At 64.0% G+C, this 13,057-nt stretch carries 11 protein-coding genes; 5 read left to right on the forward strand and 6 right to left on the reverse strand.

Going from position 1 to position 13,057, the window contains the following annotated elements; genetic code table 11:
- Positions 1-4: 4 nt before the first annotated feature.
- The 5 genes from AC070A_RS05630 to AC070A_RS05650 all read left to right on the forward strand — a co-directional run bounded on the left by AC070A_RS05630 (position 5) and on the right by AC070A_RS05650 (position 5,703).
- The gene (locus AC070A_RS05630) at positions 5-859 is read left to right on the forward strand and encodes an ABC transporter permease (protein WP_112996791.1); all 855 of its coding nucleotides are present in this window, start codon (positions 5-7) and stop codon (positions 857-859) included.
- A complete protein-coding gene (locus tag AC070A_RS05635; protein WP_113132479.1) occupies positions 856-2,595 on the forward strand; it encodes a M14 family metallopeptidase in 1,740 nt (579 codons plus the stop codon). Before AC070A_RS05630 ends, AC070A_RS05635 begins: the two co-directional genes overlap by 4 nt.
- Before the next feature lie 262 nt (positions 2,596-2,857).
- A complete protein-coding gene (locus tag AC070A_RS05640; RefSeq protein WP_057251790.1) occupies positions 2,858-3,532 on the forward strand; it encodes a response regulator transcription factor in 675 nt (224 codons plus the stop codon).
- The gene (locus AC070A_RS05645) at positions 3,529-4,866 is read left to right on the forward strand and encodes a sensor histidine kinase (RefSeq protein ID WP_112996789.1); all 1,338 of its coding nucleotides are present in this window, start codon (positions 3,529-3,531) and stop codon (positions 4,864-4,866) included. The genes AC070A_RS05640 and AC070A_RS05645 overlap by 4 nt, the downstream gene beginning before the upstream one ends.
- A 210-nt stretch (positions 4,867-5,076) precedes the next feature.
- Positions 5,077-5,703 (forward strand): outer membrane protein, encoded by a 627-nt coding sequence (locus tag AC070A_RS05650; protein WP_057251792.1) that lies wholly within the window; start codon positions 5,077-5,079, stop codon positions 5,701-5,703.
- Between the two features lie 106 nt (positions 5,704-5,809).
- On the opposite strand, the gene AC070A_RS05655 is transcribed toward AC070A_RS05650, so the two are convergent.
- The 6 genes from AC070A_RS05655 to AC070A_RS05680 form a co-directional block, all read right to left on the reverse strand.
- Positions 5,810-7,339 (reverse strand): FGGY-family carbohydrate kinase, encoded by a 1,530-nt coding sequence (locus AC070A_RS05655; protein WP_113132480.1) that lies wholly within the window; start codon positions 7,337-7,339, stop codon positions 5,810-5,812.
- Positions 7,340-7,465: 126 nt separating this feature from the next.
- Positions 7,466-8,308 carry a class I fructose-bisphosphate aldolase gene (locus tag AC070A_RS05660; RefSeq protein WP_057251794.1) on the reverse strand — a complete coding sequence of 281 codons (843 nt, stop codon included), beginning with the start codon at positions 8,306-8,308 and terminating at the stop codon, positions 7,466-7,468.
- Complete coding sequence (locus tag AC070A_RS05665; protein WP_113132481.1) at positions 8,281-10,029, reverse strand: glycerol-3-phosphate dehydrogenase/oxidase; 1,749 nt, start codon at positions 10,027-10,029, stop codon at positions 8,281-8,283. Before AC070A_RS05665 ends, AC070A_RS05660 begins: the two co-directional genes overlap by 28 nt.
- Before the next feature lie 12 nt (positions 10,030-10,041).
- Positions 10,042-11,037: an aldo/keto reductase gene (locus tag AC070A_RS05670; RefSeq protein WP_113132482.1), complete on the reverse strand. Its 996-nt coding sequence runs from the start codon at positions 11,035-11,037 to the stop codon at positions 10,042-10,044.
- On the reverse strand, positions 11,034-12,044 hold the full coding sequence (locus AC070A_RS05675; RefSeq protein WP_057251797.1) for a sugar-binding transcriptional regulator: 1,011 nt from the start codon (positions 12,042-12,044) through the stop codon (positions 11,034-11,036). The genes AC070A_RS05670 and AC070A_RS05675 overlap by 4 nt, the downstream gene beginning before the upstream one ends.
- 2 nt (positions 12,045-12,046) lie before the next feature.
- Positions 12,047-13,036 carry an ABC transporter permease gene (locus AC070A_RS05680; RefSeq protein WP_113132483.1) on the reverse strand — a complete coding sequence of 330 codons (990 nt, stop codon included), beginning with the start codon at positions 13,034-13,036 and terminating at the stop codon, positions 12,047-12,049.
- Positions 13,037-13,057: the final 21 nt, after the last annotated feature.

Below are 13,057 nucleotides of genomic sequence, written 5' to 3' on the forward strand. Positions count from 1 at the left end.
GCCGATGACCACCAAGGCTGCAAACACCCGTTTCGCCCGCTTCCGCAATCTCGAATTCATCCTCGGCGCGCTTCTGACTGGCGGCATCTGCCTCGCCGTCGTCTTCTCCGGCGTGCTCTTTCCGGGTGGCGTCGACAAGATCGACCTGATGGCGCGGCTGACGCCGCCCTTCGTCAACTGGGCCCATCCGCTCGGCACCGACCCGCTCGGCCGCGACGTGCTCGCCCGCGTGGTTGCCGGCGGCAAGATCTCGCTGCTCGTCGGCCTGACCTCGGTTGCCGGCGCCGTCGTCGTCGGCGTGGTCATGGGGCTCGTTTCGGGCTACTATCGCGGCTTCTGGGATATGCTCGTCATGCGCTTTGCCGACGTTCAACTCGCGCTCCCCTTCATCCTGCTTGCGATCACTTTCATCGCCATCGTCGGCGGCGGGCTGACCAACACCATCATCCTCCTGATCGTTTCGCAGTGGGTGCAATATGCCCGGCTGGTTCGCGGTTCGGTGCTGTCGCTGCGCGAGCGCGAATTCATCCAGTCGGCCCGCGCCATCGGCGTGCGCGACTACAAGATCCTGTTCCAGCACCTGCTGCCCAACCTGATCGGCCCGGTCATCGTGCTGATGACCTTGAACGTCGCCAACAACATCCTGCTTGAAAGCAGCCTTACCTTCCTCGGCCTCGGCGTCGATCCGCTGATCCCGAGTTGGGGCGGCATGCTCGCCGACGGCCGCACCTACCTGCAGAACGCCTGGTGGGTCAGCGTCTTCCCGGGCCTGGCGATCCTGCTCACCGTCCTCGGCCTCAATCTTCTCGGCGACTGGCTGCGCGACAGCCTCGACCCAACCGGTAGAACTTCACGATGACGACGATTTTCGAAGGCGCCTTCGAGCGCACGCTCGATACCCTTCTCACCACCTACGGCAAGGAAGCGGCCCGCGGCACCAAAGTCGAAGCCTGGCTCTTCGACGATGCCGCTAGCCGCAAGGCGGCGGAACAGAAGCTCGCCAGCTTTGGCGTGAAGGCGACACTCAGGAGCGCCTACAAGCCGCTGCTGCATTTCTTCCTCGAAGAGGTCGACCGCAATGCGCTCGCCAGCGTCGTCGTCGGCTATCCCCAGCATGAGGGTGCTGCGCAGAACCGCTTCCTGCTCGAAGCTTATCCGCTTGCCGCTCTGGTCGGCGATGCCGATATCCGCTTCGAGGCCGGCAGCAAGCCGGCCTTCACCTACGACGTCGCGCTGACTTTCCGCGATGGGCGCCAGCAAAGCCACGCCGTCTTCGCGCCAAACCGTATCCATACCGACTTCGTCGGTGAAACTCTGTTGTCGCCGACCGGGTGGATTCGTCTCGACGAAGGCTGCGACAAATGTCGCGAATGCCATCTCGAAACCGACTATGAGCGGCTCTTCGCGGGCACTATGCGGGCAATTGCCGACTATGCCTGGGGCGATAGCGAGCCCTATTTCGAAGAGCTCAACATCCGCGTGACCCTGCCGATCACCGACTTCCGCCTGCCCGTCGGCGAAGAGGTCTTGAGCCTTCGTGAGGCGCTGCACGAGGACTTCTATTTCTCGCTGCTCGAAGTCTTCCAGAAGAAGTCCGGTCGTCCCCTCGGCGACCGCGGGCTGAAACCCGGTCAGATCATACCGGAGATCGTCTTTGGCGTCGGCAAGCCGACCGTCGTCGTCGAAGCGCGGCCCTTGCAGGCAGGGGATGCCGAGGGCGAAGCCCAGACGCTCGAAACCGCCGAAGCGCCGCTGACGGTGGCGCAGATCCACACGGAACTCGCCGCGATCGATGGCCAGCCCTTCGAGGCACAGTCGCGCGCCGGCCGGCCGGTGAAGGCCCGCTACCACAAGGGGACTGATGCGCCGGTCATGATCAGCGGCGGCCAGCATCCGAACGAGACGACCGGCATCGTCGGGGTGCTGCGCGCAGCCCAGGCGCTTGCCGCCCGCTCAGGCACCCATTTCACCATCTCGCCGCTCGAAAACCCCGACGGCTACGCCGTGCACCAGCGGCTGCGGGTGGACAATCCGCTGCACATGCATCACGCCGCCCGCTACACAGCACTTGGCGATGACCTCGAATACCGCACTGGCGCAGCGCTCAACGAGCGCGAAATCCGCAAGGAAGCCGAACGCCTGACCGGCGCACAATTGCACGTCAACCTGCACGGCTATCCCTCGCACGAATGGACCCGGCCGCTTTCGGGCTACGTGCCGCGGGGCTTCGCCATGTGGACGCTGCCCAAGGGCTTCTTCCTGATCATGCGCCATCATGCCGATTGGACCGACCGCGCCGAACGGCTGGTCGAGGCAGTCACCGAGCGGCTCGCCAAGGTTCCTGGCCTGCTCGCCTATAACGACGCGCAGATCGCGCTCTACGAGACCCACGCCGGCGAAACCGGCTTCCGGATCATCAACGGCTTTCCCTGCATGATCTCGGTCGACGACCGCCACACGGCGCCGCTGACGCTGATCACCGAATATCCGGACGAGACCATCTATGGCGATGCCTTCATCGCTGGCCACGACGCCCAGAAGGAAACGGTGCTTGCCGCCTACGACGCGTTTCAGCGGATGATGGCCATCGCCTAAAGCCTCACAGGGCGACGGTATCCAGTGCCGCCGCCCAAAAGCCGACCCCTTGAGCGTTCCCCGCAAGCGACAAGCCGCCGCTGGCGATTTTGGCCATCCGACGCCCCACCACCGAATACGGTAAAGCCTGACGAGGCTGCATTGCCGTGCCATTGCGTGTCCCGCTAGAACCGGCACACGCCCGCGCACCCATGCGCCGCAACGTTGCTGCAATCCTCGTCGACCAGACGTGAGGCAACATCTATCGTATTCGGAGAATTCAATGCGCCTGCTCCTTGTCGAGGACGAGCTGGAAATGGCGGCGGCGCTCAGCGCCGCGCTCGGTCGCTACGACATGATCCTGGATCATGCGCCAACGCTCGACCATGCATTGGCGGCGCTCGCCAATCACGTGCATGACGGCATCATCCTCGATCGCCAATTGCCCGATGGCGACGGGCTGTCACTGATCCCGCGCGTCCGTGCGCTGAAATCCGGAATTCCCGTGATCGTTCTGACCGCGCGTGGCGCGGTCGACGAGCGTGTCCGTGGCCTCGACATGGGCGCCGACGACTACCTCGCCAAGCCCTTTGCCGTGGAAGAACTGTTGGCGCGGATCCGCGCCCTCATGCGGCGTTCGCCGGATATCGCCCCCATGACGGCGCGCATCGGCAAACTCGTCTTCGATTTCGACGGCAGGCAGGCGCAGGTGAACGGCCAGTTGCTTGACCTGCCCCGTCGCGAACTGCTGGTACTGGAAACGCTGGCGCGGCGGCAGGGCCGCACGGTGCAGCGCTCGACCTTGGAGGAGTCTGTCTACGGCTACGATGACGAGATCCAATCCAACTCGCTCGACGCGCATGTCTCGCGACTACGCCGGAAGCTTGCCGACACCGGCGCCGGCGTGGAGATCCACAGCATCCGCGGCGTTGGTTATCTGTTGAGGCCTTCGCCATGAGCACGTCATCCGTCAACTCGTTGAAGAAGCGCCTGATCTGGCAGATCCTCACCTTTCAGGTGCTGCTGTTGATGGCGGTCATCGCCGGCCTCATGGCATTGCTGACGCGCGCCGATCTTGGCGGAAAGTTCCTCGATGCCGACGCAGCTTCGGTCGCCGCCGGAGCGATCCGCTCGCAGCCCGCGGGTGGACTGACGCTGGTCGAGACACCGCAATTGCTCGCCATGCGGGCCGAGTCGCCGGATTTCTGGTTCGTCGCGAGAAACGAACGCGGCGACATGATCCGCAGCGGCCCCGTGCCGGACGCCTATCGCGGCATTGGCGAACATCTGGATCGGATCGCCTTTGGCGATATCCGAGACAGCGTCGAGCCCTACACGCTCTCGTCGATCGTGCGCTCGGTGACCACGGAAAGCGGAACCTACACGGTGCTCGCCGGCGGCGGCCGGTTGTGGAGCGCGTCCTTCGCGGTTTTCCTGCTGGCAAACCTGGTGCTGCTGCCGATCGTGCTCATCGTCGTGCTGATCCCGGCCCTTGCCATCCCGATCATCGTCAGGCGTGCCTTTGCCGGCCTCGCCGATATGGTCGATCAGGCCAAGAAGATCGACGTCGATCGCCGCGGCGCCCGCTTGTCCGATCATCGGGTTCCCGGCGAAGTGCGTCCGCTGGTCGAGGCATTCAATGGCGCGCTGCAGCGACTCGACGAGGGGTACGAACGGCGACAGCGCTTCATTCTGGATGCGGCGCATGAACTGAGGACTCCGGTCGCCATCCTGCAGACGCGGCTGGAAAGCATGGACGCCGGGCCGCTCAGAAACCGCCTGTTGATCGATTCCAATCGCATCGCGGGGCTTGCGGAACAGTTGCTGGACCTTGAGCGGATCGATCGCGATGGCGCGGACTTTTCCACGCTCGACCTTGTGTCGCTGTGCCGTGACGTCGCCGCCGACCTCGCGCCGCTCGCGCTTTCGGCCGGCTGCGAACTCTCCTTCGCCTCGGACGTCGAGCGTGTCGTTGCGCGCGGCGATGCCGGCGCCATTGAGCGGGCGGTCACCAATCTGGTGCGCAATGCCATCGAGCATGCCGGTGGTCTCATCACCATCCGCGTCGAACGCGGCGGCGTGATCGAGGTCACCGATGAAGGCCCCGGCATTCCCGAACGCGAGCGTGAACGCATCTTCGAGCCGTTCCATCGCCTGCAGCCACGCGACCACGGCGCCGGCCTCGGCCTGCATCTGGTCAGCGAAATCGTCGGTCGGCATAAGGGCCACATTTCCGTTGTCGATGAACCCGCCGGCGGCGCCTGCTTCCGCATCACCTTGCCCGCGGCATGATACAGATCGCGCGGCTCCCAACATGATTAATAGACAATTAATAACGAAATCAGCAGCTTAGGTAATTTGTGCAATGTTGGCGCAATCCGTGGAGCCGACAAAGGATGCGCATCTTCCAAGCTTCGCGACCACGCTACCCGGCACGAGACGCGAATTGGAAGAGCGAAAGCGCCGCGAAGGGCGCCCTAATCCAATCCACGGAGCAATATCATGCGGCAATCCAGCAAGTTTTCGATCTGGTCCAGTCTCACCCTGCTAACCTTCCTCGGCGTCCAGCAGTCCCAGGCGACCGACTTCTCCGTGCCCGATTATCAGGATCCGCCAGCATTCAGCTGGAGCGGCGCCTATGTCGGTGCGCATGGTGGCCTCGGCTTCAGCGGCAGCCCCAATCCCTTCGCCGATCGCAATGGCGTCGCGCTCGGCGTCCAGGCCGGCTACAACATGCAGGCGGGCCCGGGCATCGTCGGTGCCGAGATCGAGGGCTCCTACCTCGGCGACACGGAGCACAAGGTCAATGGTGGCAAGCTCAAGGAAAAATGGCGCGGTGCGATCAAGGCGAAGGCCGGCCTCACCTTCGACCAGACGCTCGTCTACGGCACAGCCGGCTATGCGATGACCAACTACAAGAAAGGCGGCGATGTTCGCAACGACGTCGGCTTCAAGGGCGGTTATCTCGTTGGCGCCGGCATCGAGCAAGCCTTCGCAGGCGGCCTGTCGGCCAAGCTTGAGTACAACTACATCATGACGCCCGATGTCCGCACCAGCACCGTTTCAGGCTCCAGTGAAAAGGACATCAACAGCCACGTCATCAAGGCCGGTATCAACATGCGCTTCTGACGGGGCCGCCGGTTCGCAGCGGCGCCCTGCTAATCCGACGACCTTCCCGAAAGGGGGCCTGCCGTTGCAGGCCCGGCAAACGGCAGGGCGTCACGCCGAAATCGGATCACTCCGCCGCTTCCCTCGCCAACGGCTCTGATGTCGCCAGCCGGCGCCAGATCGGCGCCATGGCGGCGGCGATCTCACCGTAGATCGCGAAGCGCCGGTCATAGTGTGCACCGAGCGCGGCATTCGGTCGGTAGTGGCGGTCGGTTTGCACCATCGCCGCAGCTCCGGCGGAAATGTCCACAAAGAGACCGATGCCGGCACCCGCGGTGATCGCAGCACCAAGCGCGCCGGTCTCGCGCGAACGCGCGACCGTCACCGGCACATCAAGCACATCCGCAAAGATCTGCGGCCAGATCAGGCTGCGCGATCCGCCGCCTGAGAGCACCGCCTCGTCGAAACCCGCGCCTGCAGCTCGCATAGTCGCGATGTGCTGCCGATGTCCGAAGGCGACGCCTTCGAGCACGGCACGGACCAGATGGCCCTTGGTGTGCCAGCCGGCGACACCGTAGAAACCCGCCCGCGCGTTGCCATCCTGCTGCGCTCCATAGAGAAACGGGTGGTAGAGCGGATCGTTCGCCGCAGGCGCGACCTCGGCCGCCAATTGGCAGCACAGATCGAAGGGTGAGCGGCCGTCCTTGCCGTCGTGTGGAAACAGTTCCCGTACCAGCCATTCGAGATTGGCGGCAGACGTCGCGCTCGCCTCGATCGCCATGTAGCGGTTTCGATCGAAGGTCGAGAACATGAAGATCGGATTGCTGACGTCCGGCTTTTCGATGATGACCTGGTTGATGCTCCAGGTACCGGCAATGATCGAGGCCGCTCCGGTCTTTGTCACGCCGGATCCTATCGCCGAGGCGACGACGTCGAAGAGGCCGCCGACAACAGGCGTACCGGCCGCCAGTCCCGTTTGCACGGCTGCCTCTTCACTCACCCTTCCAACGATCGCGTCGCTTTCGGCGAGATCGGGCAACAGATCCATGCAGTCGTGAAGGCCATAGGCCTTCATCAGCCCATCGTCATAACGTCGCCCGGCGACGTCGAGCAGCCCCGCTCCACTCATGTCGGAGACGTCGCTGACGCGGGCACCGGTCAGGCGATTGACGACGAAGTCCTTGCAAAGAAACACCGTGCCGATCTTAGCGAAGAGGTCCGGGCGAAAGCGTTTCAGCCAGGCAAGCAGCGTCGGCGTCTGCGATGGCCAGGGCCGCTGCCCGGCGATCGGATAGGTGCGCTGGCCGACGCCTTCGGCTTGCCATTCCTCCACGAGGCCGGCTGCGCGGGTATCGAGCGACTGGATGCCGATCAAAGGCGCGCCGCTACGATCGAGCGCATAGAGGCCGTTGCCATGCCCGGCGCAGCCGATCGCAGCGATCTCATCAGCACGGATACCGGCACGCTCGATACAGGCGCGGATCACCACCTTTGCGTGGCTCCAGAGCTCACCGAGCCCTCGCTCGACATGGCCGGGCGTCGGAACCTGGCTATGCCCTTCCTCAGCGGCCATCGCGATCTCGTTGCCCTCTCGGTCAAATAGCACCGCCTTGATCACGGTGTTCCCGGCGTCGATCCCGAGCAGATACTCTCCCATGCGCGAACCCCTCCCAAGGTTCTAAATCCGTTCGACCGAGACGTCGCCGCTGTCCTCCACGGCGACGCGCTCCACCCTGTCACAAGAGGCGTCGCGCCCTGAGGCGCGATGCCGTCCCAGCCAATCTCAGCCGCGCTGATAGAGCGCGTAAGCTTCTTCGCCGCCCGCATCCTCATGGATGATCGCCATCAGCCCGCGCACGACGGCGCTCGGATTGGCGTGCTGGTAGATGTTGCGGCCATAGACCATGCCCATTGCGCCCTGGCGCATCAAGGCCGCCGATTTGGCAAAGACGTTGCGCAGATCTTCTTTGCCGCCGCCGCGCACCAGGACCGGGCAGCGCGCCGCCTCGACGACCCTGTGGAAATCTTCCGCGTTGGTGGTCGGGTCCGCCTTGACGATATCGGCTCCCATCTCGCGCGCAAGCCGGGTCAGGGTCACGATCTTCTCGGCATCGCCATCGACCATGTAACCGCCCTGTTCGGTCACCGGCTGCATGACCAGGGGCTCGATCATCAGCGGCATGCCGTATTTGTCGCAATCGGCCCGCACCCGCGAGATATTGGCGACGCATTGGCGGAAGAGATCGGGCTCGTCCGGCAGCATGAACAGGTTGACGACGACGCAGGCGGCGTCCATCGCCAGCGCGCCGATCAGCGGCTCGGCCTCGTTCTGCAGCACCGCCCACATGTGCCGGTGGCGGATGCGGTTATAGGGGTTGCCCATGTCGAGACGCATGACGAGCGCCGGCTTGTCCTTGCCGGGCACGTCCTGCAAGAGGTCAGCCTGGCCATAGTTCATCTGGATCGCGTCCGGTGCCGCCGCAACCAGAGCCTTCACCACGGCGGACATGTCTTCGAGACCATTGAGGAAGGACGGTTCATTGCAGACGCCGTGATCGATCGCGACATCGAGGCAACGTCCACCACCGAAAAGACGGTTCATCCGGACCTTGCTGTTGTTTCGCATAATGCACTCCTTTGTTCATTCCGTGCGGAAAGGGTTTCCTCGTCGACGCCATGGCGCTCGGCGAGGAGGGTGAGAAAGCGTTTGCGCTCGTGATCGGCGAGGGGCAACGACCAGTGTTTTTCGCTCGCGAGCAAGGCGAGTGCGGCGTCGGCCATGTCGAGCGAGAGTTCGCCAGATATCGCCAGCGTCGTGCGGCGCAGCAGGAGATCGTCGAGATGCTCGACGGCCTCGTTGCGGACCAGGAACTGCAGCTCCCGCGCGGAGTAATCCGGATATGGCAAGGCGTGATCGGCACCGCCAGCGATGAAATCGGCGATCTGCCTCGAGCCCGTTCCATAACGCGTAAACAGCGTGCGCATGCGCTCGCGCGAAAGTCCGGTGGATGCCGCGACGTCGTCGATCCATGTATCGCGATCGGACGGATACTGCCGCCCGCCGCCAATGGCGCGTTCGCCGGTACTGACACGGCGCGCCCGGCCTAGACGCTCCAATGTGAGATCTGCCGCCATTTCGCCGAAGGAGCGGAAGGTCGTCCACTTGCCGCCGATCATGCACAGCACCGGCGGGCCATCGTCGACTGCTTCGACGAAGGTGCAGAAATGGTCGCGCGGGATGCGTCCGGTAAAACTGTCCTCGCTTGCCGGCAGCGGCCGCACGCCCGAGAACTGGAAGACCACCTCCTCCCGCCGGATCTTGATATCAGGCAGAACCCAGGCGAGCGACTGCAGGATGTAGTCACGCTCGTCCGGTTCGCAGCGCACCGTTTCCGGGTCGTCGACGCGGATATCGGTCGAGCCCACCAGCACCTTGCCGAGATAGGGAAAGAGGATGCAGATGCGGCCATCCTCGTTCTCATAATAGATCATATGGCCGTCGAGCGCTTCCATCAGCGCCGGGTTGTCGATGATGAGATGCGATCCCTTGGTGCCGCCCATCAGCGGCGCCGGCTTTGACGTCGAGGGAAATAGCGCTCCGTTGGCGATATCGATCCAGCCGCCAGTGGCGTTGATGATAAGCGTGGGCTCGATCGTAACGACCGCGCCGCTGACACCGTCCTTCAGCTCGTATCGCCCGGGCGCCGCAAGGACCAGTTCGGCATAGTTGAGCGCATGGGCATGTGGGCCGGCAGCAAGTCCGTCCTTCAGGAGCTCGAGACCGAGACGCTCCGGCTGGCTGACCCAGGCGTCGTAGTAGGTGGCAGAACTCTTGATGTCGGGATTGAGCGCCGGCCAACGGGCAAGCGTCGCGCGCCGGCCTCGAAAGGCGTGCTTCGGCATCAGGGCCCGCTTGCGCGTCAGGAAATCATAGATACCGAGGCCCAGCTTGACCGCAACGGCGCCGCGACGGCTCGGACGGCGGGTCAGGCCCATAAACCGCACGGCCCCGTTGGCGAGACCGGAAAAAATATCGAAGATCGGCACCGTCGTTGGAAGCGGCGCCACGTAATGCGGCGCGTTCTTGAGCAACCGGTCACGCTCGACGAGCGATTCCCGCACCAGGCTGAACTCGCCGTTTTCGAGATAGCGAAGGCCGCCATGCACCATGCGCGACAGCGCAGCACTGGCGCCCGAACAGTAGTCGTGCTTCTCGACGAGCAGCACGTTTATCCCTTGCAGCGCCAGCTCTCGAAAGACGCTGAGGCCGTTGATGCCGCCGCCGAGGACGCACACGTCCACCTTCGGGCTCTCTACGAGCCTGTTGAAAATCTCTTCACGGTTCATGATGCCAGCCCGTTACCTGTCCATGTTGACGAGCTTCGCCGCGATCGCCGCGTCGATTCCCTTAAGGTCTTCTTCGTCGAGCCGGATCGTACCCGCTCGGGCATTGTCGAGCGCCTGGCCCGGATTGCGTGCACCGCAGAGCGCGAAGGTCACGCCCTCCTGTGCCAGCGTCCAGGCAATCACGATCTGGGCAATCGTCGCGCCATGTTTCTCGGCGATCGACCGGATCGACTTGGCAAAGGCTGCGACCTTCTCGCGATTGCCGACGGAGAAACGTGGATTATCGCGCCGCTGGTCGTCGCCCGAGAAGACGCGCTCCGGCCCGATGCCGCCCGAAAGAAGACCGAGCGCCAGCGAGGAATAGCTGAGCGTCGCGACGCCGTTGCGCCTCGTCAGTGGCAAAAGATCGGCTTCGATCTCGCGATCGATCATGCTGAAGCGTTCCTGGATCGCATCAAGCCCGCCGATTGCGATGTATTGTTCCAGTTCGCCGCGGCCGACATTGCTGGCGCCGATCGCCCTGATCTTGCCCGCCTGGCGCAGCTCTTCGAGGGCGGCCATGGTTTCCTCAATCGGCGTCGTCGGGTCCTGCCAGTGGGTGATGTAGAGGTCGATATAGTCGGTGCCGAGCCGCTTCAGGCTCTGCTCGACCTCATGGTGGATGGCGTCGCGGCCGAGGTAGCGATGCACCGGCTTGCCGTCCTGGTCGAAGAAGTGCCGCCCCTTGTCCGTATGCCAGACGAGACCGCATTTGGTGGCGATGATGGCCTTGTCGCGCCGGCCGGCAAGCGCCTTGCCGACGATTTCTTCCGAACGCCCGAGGCCGTAGGCGGGCGCCGTGTCGATCAGCGTCACGCCGGCGTCGAGCGAGGCCTGGATCGCGGCGATCGATTCCCGCTCGTCGGTGCCGCCCCACATCCAGCCGCCGATCGCCCAGGTGCCGAGCCCGACGGCCGAAGCCTTCCCGCCCGATCGGCCGATCTCGCGCATCAACTGTTCCCCACTCATGCCAGAAGTCCCTTTTCGCTTGCCATGGCGAGCACACGCTCACCGGTCGCCTCGTCCGTCACCAGTGTATCGAGATGCCGCCCGCGCATGACGCTGAGGATCGGCCCGGCCTTGTTCGGGCCGCTTGCCACTCCGATCTTCGTCGGGATCGAGGCAAACTCCTCAAGCGTCAGCGACACCAGCGAACGGTTGAGGCTGTAGTCGCAGACGCGGCCCTGTTCATCGAGCAGATGGGCGAGCAGTTCGCAGCTCGCGCCGGAGCGCTCGATCGCCGCCCGGTCGGTGCTCGATGACGGATGCAGGTCGTAGTAGCTCGAATCGTCTGACAGGATCGAACCGATGCCAACCACCGCGACCTTCGCCTCTCGCGCCCTGCCGAAAACGTCGGCCACCGCGCGCATATTGATCAGCATCGCCCGCTCGGCAGCGCTGTCGGCAAAAAGCGGCGCATGGATCTGAAAGGACCGGCCGCCGAGCCGGTCGGCCATCAGCGTCGAGACGTGGTTGACGTCGGTATAGTGCTTGCCCTGGACGCAGCCGGTCGCCGGGATGACCTCGACATCGAAGCGGCGCGGTGCCTGCAGCCCGGCAACGACGGCGCTGACGCCCTTGCCGCCGGTGATGCAGATGGTGTCACCATCGCCGATCTCTTCGAGCAGCAGACGCGCCGCCGCCTCGCCGACCGCCTGAAGGGCGGTCTGCTGGTTGTCGGAGACAGTGGGCACGACGATCGCACGGCGGATGCCGCCGATCGCCAGCAGCTGCTCTTCCATGTCGACCAGCGGCTCGATCGGCGATTTGATCTTGATCTCGACCAGGCCGAGCTGGCGGCCGCGCTTGATCAGCCGATTGACGGTCGGCTGCGAAATGCCGAGCCGGTCGGCGATCTGCGACTGGGTCAGCCCTTCGAGGAAATGCAGGACGAGCGCCTGGTGCATCTGCCTTGCGACGACAAGTTCTTCGCGCGCATTCGAAACCGGGGACAGCGTGGATTTGGCAATCGGCATGTTCAGACGGCCTTCCGCTTGTGCAGCAAGTGGTCGATGGAAACGGCAGCTAAGAGAATGCAGCCTTTGATCATGTCCTGCCAATAGACGGACACGTCGAGCAGGATCAACGAACTGGTGACGACCGAAAGCAGCGCGATGCCGAGAATGGCGCCGAGGATCGTGCCCGAGCCGCCGTTGAGCGAGGCGCCGCCGATGACGGCCGCCGCAATGATGTTGAGCTCCATGCCGACGCCGAAGGTCGGCGTCGCGGCTCCGAAGCGCGACATGTAGATGACGCCGGCGACACCGGCGAGCGTCGAGCAGAGCACCGTCACCCAGAACTTCACCTGCTTGGTCTTGATGCCAGAGTAGAGCGCCGCCTTCTCGTTGCTACCGGTATAGAACACCTTGCGGAAGGCGGTTGCCCGACGGAGCAGGAAATCGAAGAGCATGACGACGGCGACGAAGATCAGGATGACATAGGGGACACCATGGAAGGTGCCCTGCCCCACCGCCTTGAACGAGGCCGGCAGCGTGAAGAGCGACAGCGGCGTGCCCTTGGTGATGACGAGGCAAAGGCCGCGCACGATGACCATCGCTGCCAGCGATGTGATGAAGTGGTTGAGCCCGACGACGGTGACGAAGAAGCCCATGATCATGCCGATCATGCTGCTGGCGAGGATGCCGACCAGCGAGGCCGTCCAGGGATCGACGCCGGCAAGAAACAGCGAACCGGCAAGCACCATGGCGAAGCAGACCACCGAGCCGACGGCAAGGTCGATGCCGCCGACGATCAAGAGGATCGTCATGCCGACGACGACGATGCCTTCGACCGAGAAGCTCATCAGCATGGCGCGCATGTTGCCGAAGGTGAGAAAATGCGGCGATGCGAAGCTCATGACGAGCCCAAGCGCCAGGATGATCGCGATCAGCCCGGCTTCGCGCATCGTGCCAATGCGCTTCCAGGCCGGCACCGCCCTCTCGGTTGCAACCATCGTATCAACTGCCATTTCCGCCTCCTCGGCTCTTTC

The sequence above is a fragment of the Ensifer sp. GW101-20A05 genome (assembly GCF_059424735.1).

What these genes read in the sequence shown, in the direction of transcription:
- AC070A_RS05675 (WP_057251797.1), bottom strand. Translation starts at nt 12,044, where the DNA reads ATGCCGATTGCCAAATCCACGCTGTCCCCGGTTTCGAATGCGCGCGAA.
- AC070A_RS05650 (WP_057251792.1), top strand. Translation starts at nt 5,077, where the DNA reads ATGCGGCAATCCAGCAAGTTTTCGATCTGGTCCAGTCTCACCCTGCTA.
- AC070A_RS05680 (WP_113132483.1), bottom strand. Translation starts at nt 13,036, where the DNA reads ATGGCAGTTGATACGATGGTTGCAACCGAGAGGGCGGTGCCGGCCTGG.
- AC070A_RS05655 (WP_113132480.1), bottom strand. Translation starts at nt 7,339, where the DNA reads ATGGGAGAGTATCTGCTCGGGATCGACGCCGGGAACACCGTGATCAAG.
- AC070A_RS05635 (WP_113132479.1), top strand. Translation starts at nt 856, where the DNA reads ATGACGACGATTTTCGAAGGCGCCTTCGAGCGCACGCTCGATACCCTT.
- AC070A_RS05630 (WP_112996791.1), top strand. Translation starts at nt 5, where the DNA reads ATGACCACCAAGGCTGCAAACACCCGTTTCGCCCGCTTCCGCAATCTC.
- AC070A_RS05660 (WP_057251794.1), bottom strand. Translation starts at nt 8,308, where the DNA reads ATGCGAAACAACAGCAAGGTCCGGATGAACCGTCTTTTCGGTGGTGGA.
- AC070A_RS05665 (WP_113132481.1), bottom strand. Translation starts at nt 10,029, where the DNA reads ATGAACCGTGAAGAGATTTTCAACAGGCTCGTAGAGAGCCCGAAGGTG.
- AC070A_RS05640 (WP_057251790.1), top strand. Translation starts at nt 2,858, where the DNA reads ATGCGCCTGCTCCTTGTCGAGGACGAGCTGGAAATGGCGGCGGCGCTC.
- AC070A_RS05645 (WP_112996789.1), top strand. Translation starts at nt 3,529, where the DNA reads ATGAGCACGTCATCCGTCAACTCGTTGAAGAAGCGCCTGATCTGGCAG.
- AC070A_RS05670 (WP_113132482.1), bottom strand. Translation starts at nt 11,037, where the DNA reads ATGAGTGGGGAACAGTTGATGCGCGAGATCGGCCGATCGGGCGGGAAG.